This window comes from Leucothrix arctica, assembly GCF_003172895.1.
Classification (GTDB): domain Bacteria; phylum Pseudomonadota; class Gammaproteobacteria; order Thiotrichales; family Thiotrichaceae; genus Leucothrix; species Leucothrix arctica.
Genome location: NZ_QGKL01000042.1, coordinates 328,483 through 348,618 on the forward strand (window position 1 = coordinate 328,483; position 20,136 = coordinate 348,618).

Annotated in this window: 15 protein-coding genes and 1 pseudogene; 10 read left to right on the forward strand and 6 right to left on the reverse strand. The window is 44.1% G+C overall.

Annotation, left to right across the window (positions count from 1 at the left end):
- Positions 1-1,677 (reverse strand): ABC transporter permease, encoded by a 1,677-nt coding sequence (locus DKT75_RS18605; protein WP_109825618.1) that lies wholly within the window; start codon positions 1,675-1,677, stop codon positions 1-3.
- Positions 1,653-2,840, reverse strand: a complete 1,188-nt coding sequence (locus tag DKT75_RS18610; RefSeq protein ID WP_211665494.1) for an ABC transporter substrate-binding protein — start codon at positions 2,838-2,840, stop codon at positions 1,653-1,655. Before DKT75_RS18610 ends, DKT75_RS18605 begins: the two co-directional genes overlap by 25 nt.
- 306 nt (positions 2,841-3,146) lie before the next feature.
- Between DKT75_RS18610 and alaS the strand changes: the two genes are divergently transcribed.
- From alaS to DKT75_RS18645, 7 genes are all read left to right on the forward strand, one after another.
- Positions 3,147-5,774 (forward strand): alanine--tRNA ligase, encoded by a 2,628-nt coding sequence (gene alaS, locus DKT75_RS18615; protein ID WP_109825622.1) that lies wholly within the window; start codon positions 3,147-3,149, stop codon positions 5,772-5,774.
- A complete protein-coding gene (locus tag DKT75_RS18620) occupies positions 5,775-7,007 on the forward strand; it encodes an aspartate kinase (protein ID WP_109825624.1) in 1,233 nt (410 codons plus the stop codon). It abuts the gene before it with no gap.
- Positions 7,008-7,189: 182 nt separating this feature from the next.
- A complete protein-coding gene (gene csrA / locus DKT75_RS18625) occupies positions 7,190-7,426 on the forward strand; it encodes a carbon storage regulator CsrA (protein ID WP_109825626.1) in 237 nt (78 codons plus the stop codon).
- A 170-nt stretch (positions 7,427-7,596) separates the two neighbouring features.
- A complete protein-coding gene (locus tag DKT75_RS18630; RefSeq protein ID WP_109825628.1) occupies positions 7,597-9,567 on the forward strand; it encodes an SLC13 family permease in 1,971 nt (656 codons plus the stop codon).
- Positions 9,568-9,823: 256 nt separating this feature from the next.
- Positions 9,824-10,258, forward strand: a complete 435-nt coding sequence (locus DKT75_RS18635; protein WP_109825630.1) for a hypothetical protein — start codon at positions 9,824-9,826, stop codon at positions 10,256-10,258.
- A 23-nt stretch (positions 10,259-10,281) separates the two neighbouring features.
- Positions 10,282-10,986 (forward strand): response regulator transcription factor, encoded by a 705-nt coding sequence (locus tag DKT75_RS18640; RefSeq protein WP_109825632.1) that lies wholly within the window; start codon positions 10,282-10,284, stop codon positions 10,984-10,986.
- Entirely contained in the window at positions 10,986-12,299 is a 1,314-nt protein-coding gene (locus DKT75_RS18645) for a HAMP domain-containing sensor histidine kinase (protein ID WP_158278917.1), read from the forward strand. Before DKT75_RS18640 ends, DKT75_RS18645 begins: the two co-directional genes overlap by 1 nt.
- A gap of 4 nt (positions 12,300-12,303) precedes the next feature.
- Here DKT75_RS18645 and DKT75_RS18650 read toward each other — a convergent pair whose 3' ends face one another.
- Complete coding sequence (locus DKT75_RS18650) at positions 12,304-13,122, reverse strand: YiiX/YebB-like N1pC/P60 family cysteine hydrolase (RefSeq protein WP_109825636.1); 819 nt, start codon at positions 13,120-13,122, stop codon at positions 12,304-12,306.
- Between the two features lie 2 nt (positions 13,123-13,124).
- A complete protein-coding gene (locus tag DKT75_RS18655; RefSeq protein WP_109825638.1) occupies positions 13,125-14,498 on the reverse strand; it encodes a phospholipase D-like domain-containing protein in 1,374 nt (457 codons plus the stop codon).
- A gap of 409 nt (positions 14,499-14,907) precedes the next feature.
- Here DKT75_RS18655 and DKT75_RS18660 point away from each other — a divergent pair, with 409 nt between their 5' ends.
- Together DKT75_RS18660 and DKT75_RS18665 are read left to right on the forward strand one after the other, a co-directional pair.
- On the forward strand, positions 14,908-15,336 hold the full coding sequence (locus DKT75_RS18660) for a GNAT family N-acetyltransferase (RefSeq protein WP_109825640.1): 429 nt from the start codon (positions 14,908-14,910) through the stop codon (positions 15,334-15,336).
- A 161-nt stretch (positions 15,337-15,497) separates the two neighbouring features.
- Positions 15,498-15,893 (forward strand): annotated as a pseudogene (locus tag DKT75_RS18665) (DUF2867 domain-containing protein); the annotation flags it as partial.
- Positions 15,894-16,015: 122 nt separating this feature from the next.
- Here the strand turns inward: DKT75_RS18665 and creD are convergent.
- A complete protein-coding gene (gene creD / locus DKT75_RS18670) occupies positions 16,016-17,386 on the reverse strand; it encodes a cell envelope integrity protein CreD (RefSeq protein WP_109825642.1) in 1,371 nt (456 codons plus the stop codon).
- 77 nt (positions 17,387-17,463) lie between these two features.
- On the opposite strand from creD, the gene tsaD reads away from it, so the two are divergent.
- On the forward strand, positions 17,464-18,477 hold the full coding sequence (tsaD, locus tag DKT75_RS18675) for a tRNA (adenosine(37)-N6)-threonylcarbamoyltransferase complex transferase subunit TsaD (RefSeq protein WP_109825644.1): 1,014 nt from the start codon (positions 17,464-17,466) through the stop codon (positions 18,475-18,477).
- Here tsaD and DKT75_RS18680 read toward each other — a convergent pair.
- Positions 18,442-19,842 (reverse strand): cytochrome-c peroxidase, encoded by a 1,401-nt coding sequence (locus tag DKT75_RS18680; protein ID WP_109825646.1) that lies wholly within the window; start codon positions 19,840-19,842, stop codon positions 18,442-18,444. The two genes, tsaD and DKT75_RS18680, sit on opposite strands and share 36 nt — an antisense overlap.
- Between the last annotated feature and the right edge of the window lie 294 nt (positions 19,843-20,136).

A 20,136-nucleotide genomic window follows, 5' to 3' on the forward strand; every position in this document is an offset into this window, starting at 1 on the left:
TTATTTAAGCCCTCGGCGGCTTCTCGCATACCAAGCGGTGAGTAAAGTAGCAGTCATAAATGCGCAAAGAGGTAACACCGCTTGCAGTAAGCTTTGTACAGCTAACACGCGGCGATTACCGCCAGCACTGAGTGCTACTGCTTCTGTCGTCACTGTTTCGAAACGTCCACCACCTGCAAATAAGGTCGGTAGATACTGTGCCACACTAACCGCAAAGCCAATCGCCATCGCAGACAAAATAGGGCGTATTAGCATCGGCCACTTGACCTGCATACAGGCACAAAAATGGTTATGCCCCAATGCTTTAGCGGTGGTCATGTATCTATTATCGAAGCTGTAGTATGGTCCTACTAACACCAAAATCATGTACGGAAATGTCCACGTTAAATGACTCCAAACCACACCAACCGCAGTACTGTCTAAGTTGAGCTGTAGCAGCACATGATACTGCGCGGCTGCGATGGGTAAGGATGGCAAAATTAGTGGGGCATACAGCCATCCGTGATGTCTTCTCGAACCCCATTCTAACCATGCAAGCGTCAGCGGTAGAGCAATCATTACGGTACAGCCGCCAATCCAAAGTGCGGTAAACATTGGCTCAAAGTCAGCAGCCATCCAGCTTTTTAAACTAATGCTTGCTGGCCATAATTTTGGGAAAAACCAACCACCCGCAAAAGACCATAAAGCAAGAATTGCTAAGGCTAGCCAACCGGGAATAAATGCAACAATTCCTGACAGAGTAAAAGTGCTGTGTGCTCTACCAGCTTTACGAATACCACTTGGGTTTCGATATAACATTTTAGTGGCGCACCAAAGCATGCGTCCAAGCATGATTAGCATACCCAGCAGGAGCATTAGACAAATTGCTGCTGCGCTACCTTTGGCTTGCGCCATCATGTCTGGGTCACTTAACCACTCCCAGCTAAGTACCGCTAGCGTAGGTGGCGTTGATGGCCCTAATATCACTGCCATATCCACTACGGACAAGCTGTACGCTAGTACTGCGACTAATGGCCAACCCATTCTAGGGAGTAGCTGTGGGAGTAATACGGTTAGCCATACTTGTCGTCGTGAGTAACCTAAGCTGTTTGCCAGTGTAATTTGTCGTGAGATGACTTGTTCACCGAGCAATGTCGCCATTATCCAGAGCAAAAACCATGTTTCTTTAATTGCCATGGTTAGTGTTAGGGCAATCGCGTATGGGTCACGAATACTCACCCAAGCAGGCGGGCTTCCCCATTCTAAAGCGTTTGCTAAACCACGTGCTAACCAACCCGAAGGTGCAATTAAGAACGCGATACCAATCGCAAAGGCAATGTGCGGAAAAGCTAAGAATACGGGTAATTGTCGTTGTACCAGAGACCAGCTTCGACTCGGGTATAACTTCATTGCGACCAAACTAGCAGCAATTAGCGCTAGTAGCGTCGAGCCAACGGCTGAACTAATCGTCGTTGCCGTCGCTTTTGTAAATTGGTTATCAGTCAGAAGCGACTGCCAAACCGCGAGATCAAGCGCAGGCCATAATACCCAAAGTAAACCGGGAATAATGGGTACGAGCGTTAAGCAAATACCGAGAAGCGCCAACAAAGAAGCGAGAGAAAACGGTCTCTCGCTTGCTTTGTTTGAACGACTATAGCTTGGCATAGCAGTGATTAACTGCCGTATCGTGTCAGCCATTCTGCTTCCAGTGCTTCAACCCACGTTGCATTTGGCTCAGGTAGTGTCGGAACAACTTCATTCAAGCTGCCTGGCGCACGCTTTTTAAATACGGCTTGCTGCTCAACACTTAATTTTGTCACGTCTAACACAGAAGGGTCACCCCATTTAGTGATATCTGCTTTGCGTACCTGGGCTTCTGGTGACATAAGGAAGTTAGCAAACACGGTTGCACCTTCTTTAGCATTCGCGTTGAACGGTATTGCTACAAAGTGAATATTGCCGATTGTGCCTTTAGTAAAACCAAAGCTGTACACGCTTGGTGGCAACTGCTCTTTAACAATTAGGTTAGCCGCTTCGTTCGGGTTGAACGTTAGTGATAGCTTTAATTCGCCATCAGCAAGCTTTTGATTCATCTCAGTATTACTAGCAGGGAAGGCTTTACCTTTACGCCATGCTACCGGGTGTAATTTATCTAAGTAGTCCCAAAGTGGCTGACTAGCTACTGCAAAGGTATCTTTGTCTACAGGTACAGCAAGTACCGCTTTATCTTCGATCAACTCGCTCAAGACTTGCTTAAGGAATGTTGTCCCGTGAAAGTTTGGCGGCTTAGGATAGCTGACACGCCCAGGGTTTTTAGTCGCAAACTCCAACAGTTCAACAGCAGAGCGTGGTGGCTCGGCGACTACATTCTTATCTGCTATGAAAGTTAGCTGTGCGCGACCCCAAGGAGCTTCTAAGCCATCAGTTGTTTCTGAGAAGTCTTTACGTACTGGCATGTTGGTATCAATAAAACTCCAGTTTGGTACAGATTCAGCCCAAGGGCCGTGTAACAAACCACCCGCTTTTAGTGCACGAAAGTTCTCACCATTAACCCACATAAGGTCAACAGAGCCACCTTCAGTGCGTCCTGCTTCTTTTTCAGTTTTAATGCGCTTAACGACTGCGCCTGCATCTGTGATTTTAACGAGTTCAACATTGACGCCATACTGGTCTTTAACTTTGTCACCAGCCCATTCGATGTAACTGTTGATGTTTTCACTGCCGCCCCATGCGTTGAAGTAGACAGTTTGGCCTTTGGCCTTTTCCGTTAAAGCTTTCCAGTCATCGTCTGCAAAAGCGGCAGGAGAGAAAGTATTACTAACTACCAACAGTGCGGCAGCGCTTATTAAGCGTTTTTTCATAAATGATTCCATACTCAGGACGTTATTTAAATTGGTTTATTATAACCACTATTAATAATGTGAAGGTGCCGTACGGCTATACGCTGTTTTTGTTTATTCAGATGCGGTAGCGGTTAAAAGCACCGTTCAAAAATAACATTATTATGTACCAAGAGGCTAGCATGTCTGATATTTAGTCACTCTTTGACTGACTAATCAATTATTTAAGGGCTATATGCTTGAATCTTTTTTGTTAAGTAGCGACAATGGTAAGTTCGATTGTGCGATTTTTCTCTCGTATATAAACGTCGTCTTAGAGGTCACCACATGCAACGCAATAGCACTGCCGAAGTACGGCAGCAGTTTTTAGATTTTTATGCTCAAAAAGGGCATGAAATCGTACCTTCAAGTTCCTTAATTCCGGGTAACGACAAAACGTTGTTGTTTACCAATGCGGGTATGGTGCAATTTAAAGATTTATTTCTTGGTGAAGAAAAACGTAGCTACACGCGAGCCGTAAGCTCACAGCGCTGCTTGCGCGCAGGTGGAAAGCACAATGACCTTGAGAATGTAGGGTATACCGCACGTCACCACACCTTCTTCGAAATGCTAGGTAACTTCAGCTTCGGTGATTACTTCAAAACAGAAGCAATCCATTACGGCTGGGAGTTTTTGACTCAAGTGCTTAAGCTACCTGCTGAAAAGTTACTTGTGACTGTTTACGCAGAAGATGACGAAGCAGCTAAGATTTGGGCAGAAGAAATTGGTGTTCCAGCTGACCGCATTATTCGCATCGGTGATAAGCCGGGCAAGCGCTACGAGAGTGATAACTTTTGGGCGATGGGTGACACAGGCCCTTGTGGCCCATGTTCTGAAATCTTCTATGATCATGGAGAACACATTTGGGGCGGCCCTCCAGGTTCTCCTGAAGAAGATGGCGATCGCTACATTGAAATCTGGAACATCGTATTCATGCAATACGAACGTTTCCCTGATGGCGAAATAAAGCCATTACCTAACCCGTCGATTGATACGGGTATGGGTTTAGAGCGTTTGTGCGCGATTTTGCAGAACGGTCACAGTAACTACGATATTGATTTGTTCCAGTACATCATCAAAAAAGTTGCTGAGATGACTGGAGTTACTGATCTTGAGAATGCATCGCTAAAAGTGATTGCAGATCATATACGTGCTTGTTCATTCTTGATTTTGGATGGTGTTGTACCTTCGAATGAAGGTCGTGGTTATGTGCTACGTCGTATTATTCGTCGTGCAGCACGTCACGGGCATAAACTTGGTTTAGAAGGTGCGTTCTTCTACAAGTTGGTTCAATCATTGGTTGATCAAATGGGTGAGGCTTACCCAGACCTAGCAGCAGAACAGAAAAACATTGAGACAATCCTGAAGAAAGAAGAGATTCGCTTCGGTGAGACACTTGATAAAGGCATGAAGCTACTGAGCGCTGAGATGGATGAAGTTGCTGAAGGCGGCGTCTTATCAGGTGAGGTAATCTTTAAGCTTTACGACACCTTTGGTTTTCCATTCGACCTAACCGCAGACATCGCTCGCGAAAAAGGCTTGAGCATTGATGATGCTGGTTTTGAAGCAGCAATGGAAAAGCAGAAAGAAACAGCCCGTGCAGCAGGTAAGTTTGGTACAGACTACACCGCTAAATTGGATGTTGACGGTGAGACTGACTTTACAGGCTATGACTCCGTAACGGGCCAAGGCAGTAAAGTAATTGGATTATTCGTTGAAGGCGAAGCGGTTGAGTCAATTACTGAAGGCCAAACAGCTAGTGTTGTGCTAGATACAACGCCATTCTACGCTGAGTCAGGTGGTCAAATTGGTGATAACGGTCAGCTCCTCGCAGCAGATATTGCGTTTGTTGTAAAAGACACGCAAAAGCAAGGTGATGTTTTCATTCACCAAGGTGAGCTTGCACAAGGCACCTTAGCGATTGGTGATACCGTTGAGACTGAAGTAAACGAAGAGCGTCGCCAAGCGATCGTTTTGAATCACTCGGGCACTCACTTACTGCACGAAGCATTACGCGAAGTGTTGGGTGAGCATGTACAGCAGAAAGGATCACTGGTAACGGAAGATCGTTTGCGTTTTGACTTTGCTCATGGCGAAGCAGTAACGGCTGGACAAATCGCTCAGATCGAAACACTCGTTAATGATGAGATTCGTAAAAACTCATCAACAGAGTCTGAAATCACTAATATGGATCGCGCTAAAGAAAAGGGTGCTATGGCCCTGTTTGGTGAGAAGTATGGTGATGAAGTTCGCGTGCTAACTATCGGTTTCTCAACGGAACTCTGCGGTGGTGTACACGTACAACGCTCTGGTGATATCGGCTTGCTAAAAGTTATTAGTGAAGGTGGTGTGGCAGCGGGTGTTCGTCGTATTGAAGCAGTGACAGGTGCTAACGCACTGGCATGGTTAGATGATCGGGAAGCACAGCTGTTAAGGGTTGCTGCAACGGTTAAGTCTAGCCCTCAAGATGCTTCTGAAAAAGTGGCTCAGTTATTTGATAAGTCTAAGCAACTAGAAAAAGAACTGGACCAGCTTAAAGCAAAACTGGCTTCTCAAGCAGGTAACGATTTGGCTTCTAGCGCAATAGAGATCAATGGTATTAAAGTCCTTGCTGCCAATTTAGAAGGCGCTGATCCTAAGTCACTCCGCGATACGGTTGATCAGTTAAAGAATAAACTAGGTAAAGCCGCCGTCATTATTGCAACGGTTCAGGGCGACAAAGTGAGTTTGGTTGCAGGTGTAACCAAGGCTGAAACTGGCACCATCAAAGCAGGCGAGTTACTAGCGCATGTGGCTAAGCAAATCGATGGTAAAGGTGGCGGTCGTCCTGACATGGCACAAGGTGGCGGTAATAATCCAGCAGCATTGCCTGAGGCGCTGGATTCTGTTGTAAATTGGGTTAAGGAACGCACGTAAATGGCTCTTATAGTTCAAAAATATGGAGGGACTTCTGTTGGAAGTCCTGATCGCATCAAGGAAGTGGCTAAGCGTGTAAAACGCTGGCGCGAGCGCGGTGACGATATTGTAGTGGTTGTATCTGCGATGTCAGGTGAGACTAACCGCTTAGTCGGGTTGATTAACGACCTAAACACAAATGGCTCATCTCGTGAGAAAGACGTTGTGTTGTCGACCGGTGAGCAAGTGACGATGGGACTTTTATCACTGGCGCTTGAGTCGATTGACTGCCCAGCGAAGTCTTACACGGGTCGTCAAGCAGGCATTATTACTAACAGTGCGCACAGTAAAGCGCGTATTGAAAGTATTGATGAAGCACCGATTCGTAAAGACTTGTCTGAAGGTAAAGTCATTATCGTGGCTGGTTTCCAGGGTGTTGATGGCGAAGGTAATATTACGACACTAGGTCGTGGTGGTTCTGATACGACAGCAGTTGCACTAGCGGTCGCACTAAAAGCTGACGAATGCCAAATTTATACGGATGTTGACGGTGTCTATACTACAGACCCTCGTGTGGTTGCTGATGCAACGCATATCCCAAAATTGGCCTTGGAAGAAATGCTAGAAATGGCAAGTCAGGGTTCTAAAGTTTTGCAGATTCGCGCGGTTGAGTTTGCTTATAAATATGATATGCCGATTCGCGTGCTTTCGAGCTTCGACGACGGTGACAATGGTAAGAGTACGCTAGTAACGCGTGAGGAAGATATAATGGAACAGGTAATGGTTCGTGGTGTGGCATTTAACCGTGATGAGGCTCAACTCACCATCAAAGGTGTACCTGACACACCGGGTGTCGCGTTTGAAATATTAGGCCCAATTTCTGACGCAAATATTGAAGTGGATATGATTCTTCAAAACATCGGGACCGATGGCACAACTGACTTCACGTTTACAATCAACCGTGCAGATTACTCTGAAGCGATGTCTATCCTGAAGGCGACTGGCAAGACCTTAGGCGCATCTGAGTGCAAAGGTGATGACCGTATCGCTAAAGTATCTATTGTAGGTGCTGGTATGCGTTCACATGCGGGAGTTGCGACTGAAATGTTTAAGGCACTGTCTAAAGAAGGCATCAACTTACGTATGATCTCTACCTCAGAAATCAAAATCTCTGTTGTTGTGGATGAGAAGTACCTTGAATTAGCTGTTAGAACACTTCATGAAGCGTTTGGTTTAGGAAGTAAAGCTGTTTAATATCTCGCTAATAAAAAGAATTAATTAAGTGTGAGTTCAGCTAAATTATGAGAACTTCATAACGACTTTGCCCATGTTGTATCTATACAACAATATAAAATAATTTAGACCATGGGTGAATAGTCGGGATTGAAGCCGAAAGGCAACAGGGCAGTAAAACAAAATTAAACGGAGAATTAGGGATGTTGATTCTAACGCGTAGGGTCGGGGAAACACTCATGATAGGGGATGATGTGAGTGTGACGGTATTGGGGGTTAAGGGAAATCAAGTACGAATCGGTATTGATGCACCTAAAGATGTAGCGGTTCATCGCGAAGAGATTTACGACAGAATCCGTGATGAAGCAGCCATTAATAATTCCGAGAATACTGATAATACTAAAACCGAATTAGAAATAGATAACACCACTCAAAACTAAACCAAATTATTCCAGCTGTCAGGTCGCATCAGATCTGACTACTGGAACTAGTTACTTGTCAGTCATTTCAAAAGACATCCTTTGCTGGTAGTCTTGCTAAAACATGATGCACCATCTGGGTATGAATTTCTTTCGCACCCGCAGAAACAAATTTGGAATAGGACTTTCTCATGGCAAAAGTATGGCAAGATATTGCCGATAAGCTCTCGATGAAAACCATTATTGCTGCGCTACTCTTCATGATAGCGGGCGCTTATATTGCCACTCAAACACCCAGTATTGCCATCAGTTGGGTCGTTATCATTCTCCTCTTCACTATTTACCTTTTTGTCTTTGAAATCGTTGACGTTGATGTTGCCGCTATTTTAATTATGGTGCTACTCGGCTTGTCGACATTACTCGCGCCTGTGATGGGTCTAGAGGAAGGCTTGGTTGATAGTTCAAAATTGTTTAATGGTTTCTCTAGTAACGCCGTCATGTCGATCATAGCTGTCATGATTATTGGTGCGGGTCTTGATAAAACAGGGGTAATGGGGAAGGTTGCTACGCTTATATTACAAGCGGGCGGCACAAACGAAAAACGTATTATTCCAATTATCTCCAGCACTGTCGGTGTTATTTCATCGTTTATGCAAAACGTGGGCGCTGCAGCTCTATTCTTACCCGTTGTCTCACGCATCTCCGCTCGTTCTGGCTTACCAATATCTCGTCTGCTTATGCCGATGGGCTTCTGTGCCATCTTGGGTGGTACGGTGACAATGGTGGGCTCTTCACCATTGATACTCTTGAATGACTTATTAGAAACATCTAACCAAACACTATCACCTGATAAACAGATGGAAGCCTTTGGTTTATTTGATGTGACGCCTATTGGCTTGGCGTTAGTACTTACCGGTATCTTATACTTTGTAATCGCAGGACGTTATGTACTTCCGGTCACTAAGCAAGAGAAGATTGATAACTCCGGTCATGGTACGCAGCAATATTTCGAAGATGTCTACGGTATCAACTACAACATCTTTGAAGTCGTTTTACCGCCTGATTGTAACTTGGTCAATCAACACCTCGACGATGTTGAAACAGACTATCGTATTCGTATCGTTGCTTCTAAAGTAGGTAATCAAGTTAAAATTGGCCCGGGTGCTTTGGATCGTGAGACTGATTTTGAAGGCAATATGGTGTTAGGTATTGTTGCAGCACCTGAAGATTTGGACGCCTTCGCCGAAAAATACAACCTATGGAAGCATAAAGAGATCAAAGTCTTCTCTGAGGCTTTGTCTGCGGCTAAGTCTGGAATGGCTGAGATTGTTATTCCACCGGGCTCTACACTCGTTGGAAAGAGCGCTCGAGATGTGTGGATGCGTAAAGTCTACGGTATCGCTATGGTTGGCTTACACCGAGCGGGAAAAACATTGCGTGAAGGCGAAGATATACGAAGCATGCCGCTACAGTCTGGCGACACTCTGGTTGTTCATTCGACATGGTCAACACTGGCACGTTTAGAGAAAGATCCAAACTTTGTTGTTGTTTCAACAGAGTTCCCACACGAAGAGTTTCGTCCTCAAAAGATAATTTGGGCAGGTATCTTTTTCTCTATTGCACTGGCTTTGGTGCTGTTCTCAGATATTCGTTTATCGATTGCACTATTAACGGGTGCGCTAGGCATGGTGCTTAGTGGCGTATTGCGGATGGATGAGGCTTACCAAGCCGTTTCTTGGAAGACCGTATTTTTATTAGCCAGTCTGATTCCACTAGGAATGGCGGTCGAAAGCTCAGGAACTGCCGCTTGGATTGCTCAACTGACCTTGCAAGTGGTCGGTGATATGCCACCTATCGTGATTCAGACGTCTATCGCCATACTAGCGACGTTCTTTACATTGGTAATGTCTAACGTAGGTGCAACCGTGTTATTGGTGCCACTAGCGGTTAACATTGCGAATGGTGTAGGTGCTGACCCTGCAATCTATGCCCTGACGGTTGCGATTGCGACTTCGAACTCATTTTTGATACCGACACATCAGGTGAATGCTTTGATAATGGGACCGGGTGGGTATCGTGTCCCTGACTTCATTAAAGCGGGTAGTGTGATGACTATCTTATTTTTGATCGTATCTATGACAATGATGTGGCTTATTTTCTGAGTTTACTTGTCCAAACTTCAAAGGCGCTAACGTAATGTTAAGCGCCTTTTTCATGGGCGATATAAAAAACAACAAAGCAGCTAATTATCTTATCGTCTCTCAGCAAGCCATAGAAGCTGGGACTCTTGATCTAAATAAAATTATAACGTAGCGGTTGTTACAAACTGTTACACCTTTGAGACCTCTGTAACTGTGTTAGCTCCTATGATTCACCCATGTCGCAAACAAGACATTTACTATTATTAGGAGATACAGAATGAATACGTTTACTAAGATTGCTATTACCGTTGTTGCTACCGCTAGTCTTGTTGTTGGCGCAGGTGCTTATGCAGGCAAGAAATTCGCAAGTGGCATGAAGGGTGAGTTCTTGATCTATAAATTAGAAAAGGAATTGGACCTTAGTAGTGAGCAGGTTGACCGTCTAGAAGGTATTCGCAGCTATATGAAAGCTAAGCATGACAGTCATGATCATGCCGACTGTAAAATAAAATTAGTGGCAATGCTTAGTGAGCCACAATTAGATCAAGCACAGGTTTTATCGATGCTAGACGAAAAAATGCAAACCATGCGCGACAGTGCGCCTGAGTTACTCGGTCAAATCGCAGGCTTTACTGATAGCTTAGATACAGAGCAACGCTCGGAGCTAGTAGAAATGATTGAAAGCTTTTCGGGTAGAATGCATAAGCACTAATGCAATCATAGGGTGATTTTTTGATGCAAACAGTTTTATTGATCGATGACGATGAGCAGCTAGCTGGGCCACTACGTGAGTACTTTGCGCGCTATGATTTGAACTTGATCAATGAAACTCACCCTGAGAAAGGCCTGCAACGTCTTAAGCAAGGCGGCGCAGACCTTATCTCATTAGTGATTCTGGATGTCATGATGCCAGACATGGATGGCTTTGAAGTATGCCGAACGATTCGTCGTGATGAGCAATTCAAAGACTTACCAGTACTGATTCTCACCGCTCGCGGTGAAGTCATGGACCGAGTGATTGGTCTAGAACTAGGGGCCGATGATTATCTGGCTAAACCTTTCGAGCCTCGTGAGTTGGTGGCCAGAATTCACAATATCTTTCGCCGCACACAGCCAAAAACTCACGAGCTAGCCCCCATTAGCGATGACATAAAATATCGCCATCTAGGGTTGAATGATGAAAGCCATCGCGCAACATTAGATAGCAAAGTATTAGAACTCACCACCAGCGAATATCGTTTGTTGCATCTACTGGCGAAGTCACCAGGAAAGGAATTTTCGCGGGATGACATCCTTAATGAATTGCGCGGAATAGAGGCTGACTTATATACACGCTCGGTGGATATTCTGATCAGTCGTTTACGCCAAAAACTCAAGCCGTTGAAATGTATTCAAACGGTTTGGGGGAGTGGCTACCGTTTTGTAGAGGCAGAAGCCTAATGAAATTACTGAATAAAATCCGCCACTCCTTATCATTACGCCTATTACTGCTGTTTGTAGCCGCAGCGATTGTATTGTGTGTTGGTTTTCAAGTAATGATGGGCTACGCGATTTCCAGTCACATGAAAGAAAAAGGCGCTCCCCACCTAAATCAATACCTTCATTATCTACAACAAAACTTAGGCTCTCCACCGAGTATAGAAAATGCCAAACAACTGGTTACTGAGCTACCTATTAATATCCAGATAACAACGGCGACGGAATCATGGTCATCAAGCGATACGTTGCCAACGTTGGATGACTTGTATGTTTACCAAGGGAATGAAGTGAGCGACCAAGAAGTGAAACTTGGCTTCGATCGTGGCCAAACTAAAGTGCAAATAACAGAGGGAGACACTACAGCCACCCTTTGGACTAGCCCTCATGAAAAAAATGGAAAACACGGTAAAGGGTTTCTGGCAGGTATATTTTTTCTACTCTTAATTTTAGCTATCTTATATTGGTTTATACGTCGTCTATTTCGCCCGATACAGACCATACAGAAAAGCGTTCGACAGATTGGAGCAGGGGATTTGAGTGCCCGTATTCCTACCTTACGAAATGATGAGTTGGGTGAGTTATCAGGGAGCATCAATCTGATGGCGGATGATATTGAACGAATGCTGGAAGCTAAGCGAGAGTTATTACTTGCAATCAGTCATGAGCTACGTAGCCCACTGACTCGTGCAAAGGTGTCCACCGCACTATTAGATAACTCTCCAAACCAAGCCAATATCGCCCGTGACTTGCGTGAAATGGAAAATCTGATTAGTGAGTTGATTGAGGCCGAGCGTCTTAATGGCCCGCATCAGCAGTTACAAAAAGTCAGTGTGAGTTTGAATGAAATTGTGATGTCGGTAGTTGATGATTACTTCCCAGAAGCGGATTTGGAAATAGATTTGGCGGAGGAGTTACCTGATCAAAATATGGACCCAATACGAATGCGCTTAGTCGTACGTAATATTCTGGAAAATGCACTAAAACATCAGCCAGAAGAGGCCGAAGCGGTTCAGCTATCTACCCAAGCACTCGGCGAGACAACGTTGTTACAAGTACAGGATCATGGTGTGGGGATAGCTCAGCAGCATATCCCTCATTTGACGGAAGCGTTTTATCGAGTGGATGTATCGCGGCAACGTAAAACGGGTGGTGTGGGTTTAGGTCTGTATTTGGTCAAGCGAATAGTAGAAGCTCACAAAGGGCAGTTGACGATAAATAGCAAGGAAGGCGTGGGGACAATGGTAAGTGTTCATGTCCCTGTGATCGCCAGCTAAGCTATTATCTTTTTACTTTAGTCAGGTCAGTCGAACGACTCTTCCAAACCATATCAAAGCAGTCTTTATAGAAAGCGTCTGGCTCAATAATAGACTTCTTCAACAGGCCAAAATAGTGTTTTTCAATCGCTTCAATACCATGATACGGCGCCATTGCTTTGATACATGACTGCACATACTCAGTACACGACAAATCATTGTAGTTATCAAAGTTAAACTTGTAGTCGTACGGCTTCCCAACTTGCTTCAAGGCAGTTTCATAAATCATTGGGAAAATATCTTCAAAACGAATAGTTTTCCCTGCTTTTAGATCACGAAATAAATTGTATTCCTTAACCGAAAATAGCTTCTCCATCGGCTCAGCATCATCAGTTTCATCGTAGGCTCTAAATTCTTTCGGGAAACGCAAAATAGCCATACGGTCGCAGCGGCAGAAATTGATAATGTCTTCCATAAACACACCTTGCGCCATAGCATGAATCACCATTTGCTTGCCGGGCTTAAAGTAATCCTCACGCTCGACATCATCACTCGTGTCAAAGATTTCCTTATCTTCAGGCTTAACTTCACCCACATAGATACCAGAATGACTAAAGTACCCAGGGATAAACACGCCACTGAGGTATTTATCATAACCTCTCAGCAGAATATCACCCGGTTGAATCATATCGATGATCTCACGTACTTCATCGCCCTTAACCTGATATCCCTTTGGGTCATAGACGAAGAATAGCGGCCATGGATAATATTTTACATTACCGAATCTACGCAAAAAACCACTTTGAATAGTATCGATAATCTCAGTAACTTTCGATGCGGCCATTTTTACAATCCTTGTTTATTGATGGCTTGAATATCTTTCTTAACTACTTCAGGCAGTAGGTCTTCATTTATCATGCTATTGCGGTAGTTGAGCTTTCGCAAATACGGATTCTCACTATCAGTAGGTGCGCTAGTATCTTTAAGTAAGATCTCTTTGCAGTCTTGCTCGTCAATATCAAACTGCTTTCGCACTTCAACAGGGAACTCGCCATCAGTCACGAAGATATTACTTTCAGTATGGTGAAGCACTGAACCACGAGCGATATTGTAAGAACCCACAGAGGCGAACACATCATCTACCGCCATGTTTTTAGAATGAAATGCACCGGGCTTTTGCCACTCAAAAATGCGAATGCCTTTGTCTAATAAACCATGAAAATGTCGGTGACTTTCCTTATACATCCAACCCATCAAACCACGCATCATTAATGTTTGCGAAGAGGTCTGAGAGTTGGTGTATAAACGAACATCCACACCACGTTCAACCGCTTCAGCGAGCGCATCTACGATGACATTAGGCGGTCGAATACCATGGCAACCCCAATAGATGTAATTCTGAGCTTGCTTGATCACATGAAGGTAAGCATTAGTCATTACCAGTTCGTTATCGTCATAAGGCTTATGCGCGACATAACGGACTTGCTCTGTACCAGTAGCAGCAGTAACAACTGCTGTGGGTGTTGCTTCTTGTTGTGGCAAGGCGTGACCAAGGTCATCAACTATGTAGTTATTCATCACACTATAGCGTTCAAAATCTTTATGGAATTGCTGCTGTATATCAGCAACTACAGGGCCGCTAATCAACGCATCTGAGTCACGCCACGCTTTAGGCTCGATACCACCAAATGCGTATTTATCGCCCCAGTTAATTCCACCAAGAATGACTTTATCACCATCTATAATCATGTACTTTTCGTGGAAGCGTCGCTTAAGTTTATGCTTAAAGATACTAATGGCTTGCTTGAAAGGGTGACCCTTAGTCATGTCAGGTAGCACTTTATAAAACAGCTTGTGATAACGAATTGCCTGCGCACCCGCCTGTTCAAGCTCAGTGACAATCCCGCCACTAAACGTAGACCACATGACCGCATCGTCAAAGATCATTTTTACTTCGACGCCTTGCTTTAATTTTTTTAATAAAATATCACGCAGCTTATAACTGGTTTTGTCTTTCATCATTGAAAAGGCAACGATGTGAATAGTCGTTTTTGCGTTCTCAAGCAGATCCCAGCGGTGCTTATAAGATTCCGCACCACTGGCTAATAGTTTTACTTGGTTACCGTGGTGCATTGGCGTGTGAACTAATGCGTCGAGTTGTTGTTGACCTGCGGCTGTTAACAGTGGGTGTGTTACCGAGGTATTAGTGCTGTCTGACATTAGTATTCAACCTTTAAATTATCCGTATTTTAAAGTGACAAAAGCGGCTGCTAGTTGGTTTTAATTAGTAGGTAGCTGCTCTGAATTAAATCGCAGTTTGCACCAGAGATTAAACACTGTAAAGCTGGATATTAATTATGATAGCGAGGGTTTATTGTACTTTTACAAACACCTAAATTATTAATAAACACCAATAATATAGTCATTAACAGCAGTGTGTGGCCAATTTAGTTAGCGTTATGACTTATATGGGTTAGTTAAACCGTATAAACTAATGGCTTGAAGTAACCCTTTAGTCAACTTCAACCAATAACGATGAAAAAACATATGGAATCCCAATCTGGAGAATGAGTAAAAAGATTAAACGTCTCATGCGCAGTTATTTTAAAAAATATGGTTATGAAATATAATGTTAGTACGCACAGTAAGTCCGAAAGACTCAAAAACACTGGTTAGACTAATGGCTGAGCTAGGCTATGACCCTGTTGAGTCAGAACTTCTCGAAACAATAAACACCTATACAACTAGCGACAGTTATTGGTGTTATGTTGTTGAAGTCGACGGCACTCCCGTTGCTTGCGCGTCATACCACATAATGCAATATTTTCACTGTAAAGGCTCATTAATGAGAGTCACCTCTATTGTTGTGGATACAAAATTCAAACGACAAGGGTTGGGCCGGATACTGATGGATAAAGCGGTAGATTTAGCGAAGGAAAATAGCTGTGACAAGATTGAATTAACTAGCGGTGGACACCGATCTAGCGAAGCGCACCGTTTTTATGAATCTTTAGGTTATGAAGAGTACAACGGCATTCGATACCTGAAATATATTTGAAGCAGTACACTTCAAACAACACAGTTAAAGTATCTAAGACAAATATGAATCCTCAAATAACTAGATCTGACGTGCCCTCCGGTAGTGATATCGCCAATTTACTCAATGGTGCTAACTACTTTCACTCATACAGTTTCTAAACTAAAAATACAGAAAAGTCTGCGCTCGATATTTGGCTATCACATATGGCGTCAACACCTGCTTGGATTAACAGCCTCATGGCAGTCAGAAATAAGATAATGTCTTTCATTGGAATCAAAGACTTAGGTGGATTAGGTGATGTGGACTTTGAAAAACCTGCCAATACTTATCGAGTGGGCGACAGGGTAGGAATATTTTCCATCTTGTCAGTAAGCCATACTGAAGTAGTGATGGAAGGCTCTGATAAACACCTAGATGTAAAAGTGTCGATCTATAAAGAACAAGCTGATAGTCAACGTGTCACCATAACGACTGTTGTCGATGTTCATAACATGCTGGGTAAGATCTATATGTTATTTATTAACCCCATGCATAAAAACATCGTACCGGCAGTGATTAAGCGCGCTGAATCATAAAAAAGGCGTGATTAGTAATTCCTTACTAGTCACGCCTTTTTATAGCATTAGTTGCCTTCAATATTGTCAGTCAATACAGCGAAAGTACTTATAGAAAACTAAAGTTAAATTGCAGCTACTTTTTATGTGTCACTTTCCAAATTACGAGTAGCAAACATCAACACCATAACCACAATCATCATCGTCCCAGCGCCCGCAAGCATTGCATAATCTTCCATCTGCAAAATCAAATACAGCAGTGCATATAAACCACTCAAGAAAAATAAGATCAGCATGACGCGACCAAAGCTTTTGAGTATGGATATGGTATAGAGCGTGATGACACTGACGGTCGCCGTCGCAGCGTAAAGGTACGCCATGTGAAAGGCTATTTGTTCAGCCAGTGATAGCAGAATGATGTAGAACATACTTAACGCAAGACCAATCAAACCATATTGAATGACATGGAAGCGTGTTTTCTGGGTAATCTCAAATATGAAGAACGTTAAAAAAGTCAGACCAATAAAGAGTGCGCCGTACTTAACCGCTCGCTCAATCTTTGCGTATAACGACACTGGACTGAATAACTTCACTCCAGATTTTAGCGCATACAAGTCATGCTTTTCTTTACCCAGCAACCACGTTTGAGGGTGGTTACGCGCAATATTAGGAATTTGCCATGTCGCATCAAAACCGTTAGCGGCAACATCTGTTTGAGTCGGCGGTATGTCACCCGTAAAACTTGGGTGAGGCCAGCCAGAGTGGAAGTTAGCGGTAGTCGTTTCACCCGTTGGTGAGAAACTAAAGCCTTCACTGCCATTAACACTAAACTTGATGCTGAACTTTGCTAGCGTCAGGTCAGTGTTAAGGTCTTTCATGCTAGCGTGGAAGCCACTTGGCAATAACTCAGGCAGTAGCGTGCCGGGCTTAAGGGGCGTATTGCTTCCCGCACCCCAGCGTAATGGGCGTGTCTCATCAATGGACTTAGTGTCACTGATACCAACAGCAATCCAAGCATCCTTCCAGTTCATTTGATTCTTTTTAGAGCTTTTACTAGGCAGTAGCGTGAAGTCAAAGTGACCACTCAGCTCGACTTCAGACTGGTAAACAAGGGCGTCATAGATGCCACGTTTTCTGTGTTTCTCTATAATCTCAGCATCAACCTTTAGCTCTTTTGGCAACATCACCATGGTTTTATCGTTAAATATGTCACGACTGACCGTACGTGTTTCACCTTTTTCGTCCGTCTCCGTGTCCATACTAATAATGTGTTCGGTATACGGCACGACCAATACAGGGCCAACAATAACTTGCTCTTTTCCCCATGTTTCCGCCACACTTGCAATAGCGGTACGATAGTAGAAAGTACGATCGCTAACGACTTCTTTTGCCATAAATAGCGGCACTAGCATGAGTAGTGCGAGAAAACCGATCAGTATCGTGCGAAAGCCAAGTGAATGACGTATCGAATCCAGTTTACCTGTGGGCTTTTCTTTTGTAGATTGTCTGTCCATTAGATTAGGTCTGGCGTATAACGCATGGTTAATTAGTCTGCAACAGCATACAGGATTGAAGAGGTCCAGAAAAGACAATGAAAGTATTAGGAATCGAGTCGTCCTGTGATGAAACAGGTGTTGCCATTTATGACACCGAGAAAGGACTATTATCCGAGCGCTTATATAGCCAAGTAGCGATGCATGCCGAGTACGGCGGTGTTGTACCTGAGCTTGCGTCTCGCGACCATATTCGTAAGATTGTACCGCTTATCCGTGAGTCTGTAGCAGAAGCGGGTTTGAAAATGTCAGACCTAGACGGCATTGCTTACACCTCAGGCCCAGGCTTGATTGGTGCACTGATGGTAGGTGCTTCGGTCGGACGGACAATGGCGTGGAGTTTAGATATTCCAGCGGTTGCTGTACATCACATGGAAGGGCACTTACTCGCACCAATGCTTGAAGATGATGCACCTGAGTTTCCATTCGTAGCATTACTTGTTTCTGGTGGCCACACCATGCTGGTAGAAGTAAAAGCAATTGGTGAATACAAAATACTCGGTGAGTCACTGGATGATGCGGTCGGTGAAGCATTTGATAAGACAGCTAAGTTATTAGGATTGTCTTACCCCGGTGGCCCAGAGTTGGCAGCACTGGCAGAAAAAGGGAAGCCAAGCGAAATCAAATTCCCAAAACCTATGGTGAATCGTCCCGGTTTGGACTTTAGCTTTAGTGGTTTGAAAACATCTGCACTACAGACTTGGACTAAGTCTTCACAGACCGATGAAGCGAAAGCAGATATTGCTTACGCATTCCAAGAAGCAGTTGTAGAAACACTCGCAATCAAATGTGATCGTGCGCTAAAACAGACAGGCTATAAGCGCTTAGTGGTTGCTGGTGGAGTAGGTGCTAATAAACGCTTACGTGAAAGACTGGCAGAACTACAAGGGACTGTATTCTTCCCGAGACAAGCATACTGCACAGATAACGGGGCGATGATTGCTTATGCTGGCGCGTTACGTTTGAATGCTGGTGAAAGCGAGGCTGCAGTTATATCACCACAACCTCGTTGGTCTTTAGAGTCGTTGTCCGGCCTTTCGCAAGCCGTGTAACATATTATTGTCCGGATCATTACTGTTCTGATCTGGAATCCAAGGACTCAAACACTCACGACTCTTCACACAAGGGTCTGTGAGTGTTTTCATAAACGAGACTAGATCTTTCACGTCTTGTTTAGCCTGATTAGGCATCGGCTTGATATCGACATTAGCCATCAACGCGTCAGCTGTGTGCTTGCGTGTATGCTCTAAATCAATTCCTTTCTGCTTCAACTGACCCATATCATAGCTACGTACCGCCTTCTTAGGGTTAAGCATGTGAGCTGTTACACCTTCAAGCGTCTGGTACGCACCACTGTGACCCCAAGGACCAGTGACTTCTACATTTAGCAAACTTGGTGTGCGGAACTGATATTTATCATCTTCAGCACCAGTGATTGAGTAGCAACCAAGGTCTTCTTTAGTTTCTGCAATCTTGCCTTCGCCAATCTGTGGCATGGCCGTATTGTAAAACTGCTCATCACTAAAGAAGTCGCCACTGTGACAACTTGCACAGTCAGCACCACCATTGGCTTGAGTCTTAAAGAATAAAGCAGCACCGCGCTTTGCTTGTTCTGAAATAGCCTGTGTGTTTCCCTCAACGTATTCACTCCACGAGTTTTTAATAAATAACTGCGAGCGTTCATATTCTGAAATTGCGACTGACACGTTTTGTTCGTTAACCACATCACGAATAGGTGAGTCATGATCTTTAAAAGCGACTCGGAATGACTTTTCCCAGTTATCTTGTAAGCGCTCTGTCAGGCCACGTCGTAACGTCTGGTTATACGATCCTTTCATGTACTCGCCACGCATCTCTTCCATTGAAGTAATAGGGAAGCGTGCCTGTGCTTGTACAAGATTATCACCTGCTAAAGGGTCACCTTGATCATGCTTTACGTCAGGGGTGCTAATAGAGTACTTATCCAAGCGCTTCACACGGCCATCATGAAACATGTGTTGTTTCCAGAGCGCAACATTAAAGGTAGTCGGTGAGTTGCGAGGAACTGAAACCATCTCATCTTTCTTCATGACACGGTTTGGACCCAATACTTCAGGGTTCACGCTGCCAACACCTATAGGTAGCGATAATGCGTCTCCACCACCCAGTACCGGGTGATGACAACTAACACAGGCTGTTGTTTGGTCTCCGCCAAGCGTTTTGGAGTAAAACAGTTTCATACCTAACTGTGCTTTTGGCGATTGAATAGAAGGTATTTGAATACCTTTAGCCGGGTTGCCAGTCAGATTTAGCTCACTGATTAGAGCGCTAAGCTCTGCATCAATAGGTTGTGTTGTATTGTTCTGCGCGTATGCAGTATTGCCAGCCATAAGCAGTAACGCTGAGGCGATAGCAGTAAAGAGATGGGGGCGTCTCATTAGTTAACTCGCTATTTTTTAATTATGAGCGAATCTTATCGCTTTGAATAAAAGGTGTGCAAATTATGATGGCTTAACGGAGGGTTAACTTGGATAAAGTGCGTGAGGGAGTAAGTTTTGAATTAAACCCTATGTAATTGAAAAATCTCACACAGGGCTTAATTCAGTTTTTCTTTATCATTTCCAAAAGGGTTTATTCGCCTCGATTCGTGCATCCCATAACGAGACTCCAATGTCATTCAGAAAGTCCGGATCTTCAAGCGACATTCTTAACTGATGTCTTTGCTGGGCTCT

What these genes read in the sequence shown, in the direction of transcription:
- DKT75_RS18605 (WP_109825618.1), bottom strand. Translation starts at nt 1,677, where the DNA reads ATGGCTGACACGATACGGCAGTTAATCACTGCTATGCCAAGCTATAGT.
- DKT75_RS18610 (WP_211665494.1), bottom strand. Translation starts at nt 2,840, where the DNA reads ATGAAAAAACGCTTAATAAGCGCTGCCGCACTGTTGGTAGTTAGTAAT.
- alaS (WP_109825622.1), top strand. Translation starts at nt 3,147, where the DNA reads ATGCAACGCAATAGCACTGCCGAAGTACGGCAGCAGTTTTTAGATTTT.
- DKT75_RS18620 (WP_109825624.1), top strand. Translation starts at nt 5,775, where the DNA reads ATGGCTCTTATAGTTCAAAAATATGGAGGGACTTCTGTTGGAAGTCCT.
- csrA (WP_109825626.1), top strand. Translation starts at nt 7,190, where the DNA reads ATGTTGATTCTAACGCGTAGGGTCGGGGAAACACTCATGATAGGGGAT.
- DKT75_RS18630 (WP_109825628.1), top strand. Translation starts at nt 7,597, where the DNA reads ATGGCAAAAGTATGGCAAGATATTGCCGATAAGCTCTCGATGAAAACC.
- DKT75_RS18635 (WP_109825630.1), top strand. Translation starts at nt 9,824, where the DNA reads ATGAATACGTTTACTAAGATTGCTATTACCGTTGTTGCTACCGCTAGT.
- DKT75_RS18640 (WP_109825632.1), top strand. Translation starts at nt 10,282, where the DNA reads ATGCAAACAGTTTTATTGATCGATGACGATGAGCAGCTAGCTGGGCCA.
- DKT75_RS18645 (WP_158278917.1), top strand. Translation starts at nt 10,986, where the DNA reads ATGAAATTACTGAATAAAATCCGCCACTCCTTATCATTACGCCTATTA.
- DKT75_RS18650 (WP_109825636.1), bottom strand. Translation starts at nt 13,122, where the DNA reads ATGGCCGCATCGAAAGTTACTGAGATTATCGATACTATTCAAAGTGGT.
- DKT75_RS18655 (WP_109825638.1), bottom strand. Translation starts at nt 14,498, where the DNA reads ATGTCAGACAGCACTAATACCTCGGTAACACACCCACTGTTAACAGCC.
- DKT75_RS18660 (WP_109825640.1), top strand. Translation starts at nt 14,908, where the DNA reads ATGTTAGTACGCACAGTAAGTCCGAAAGACTCAAAAACACTGGTTAGA.
- creD (WP_109825642.1), bottom strand. Translation starts at nt 17,386, where the DNA reads ATGGACAGACAATCTACAAAAGAAAAGCCCACAGGTAAACTGGATTCG.
- tsaD (WP_109825644.1), top strand. Translation starts at nt 17,464, where the DNA reads ATGAAAGTATTAGGAATCGAGTCGTCCTGTGATGAAACAGGTGTTGCC.
- DKT75_RS18680 (WP_109825646.1), bottom strand. Translation starts at nt 19,842, where the DNA reads ATGAGACGCCCCCATCTCTTTACTGCTATCGCCTCAGCGTTACTGCTT.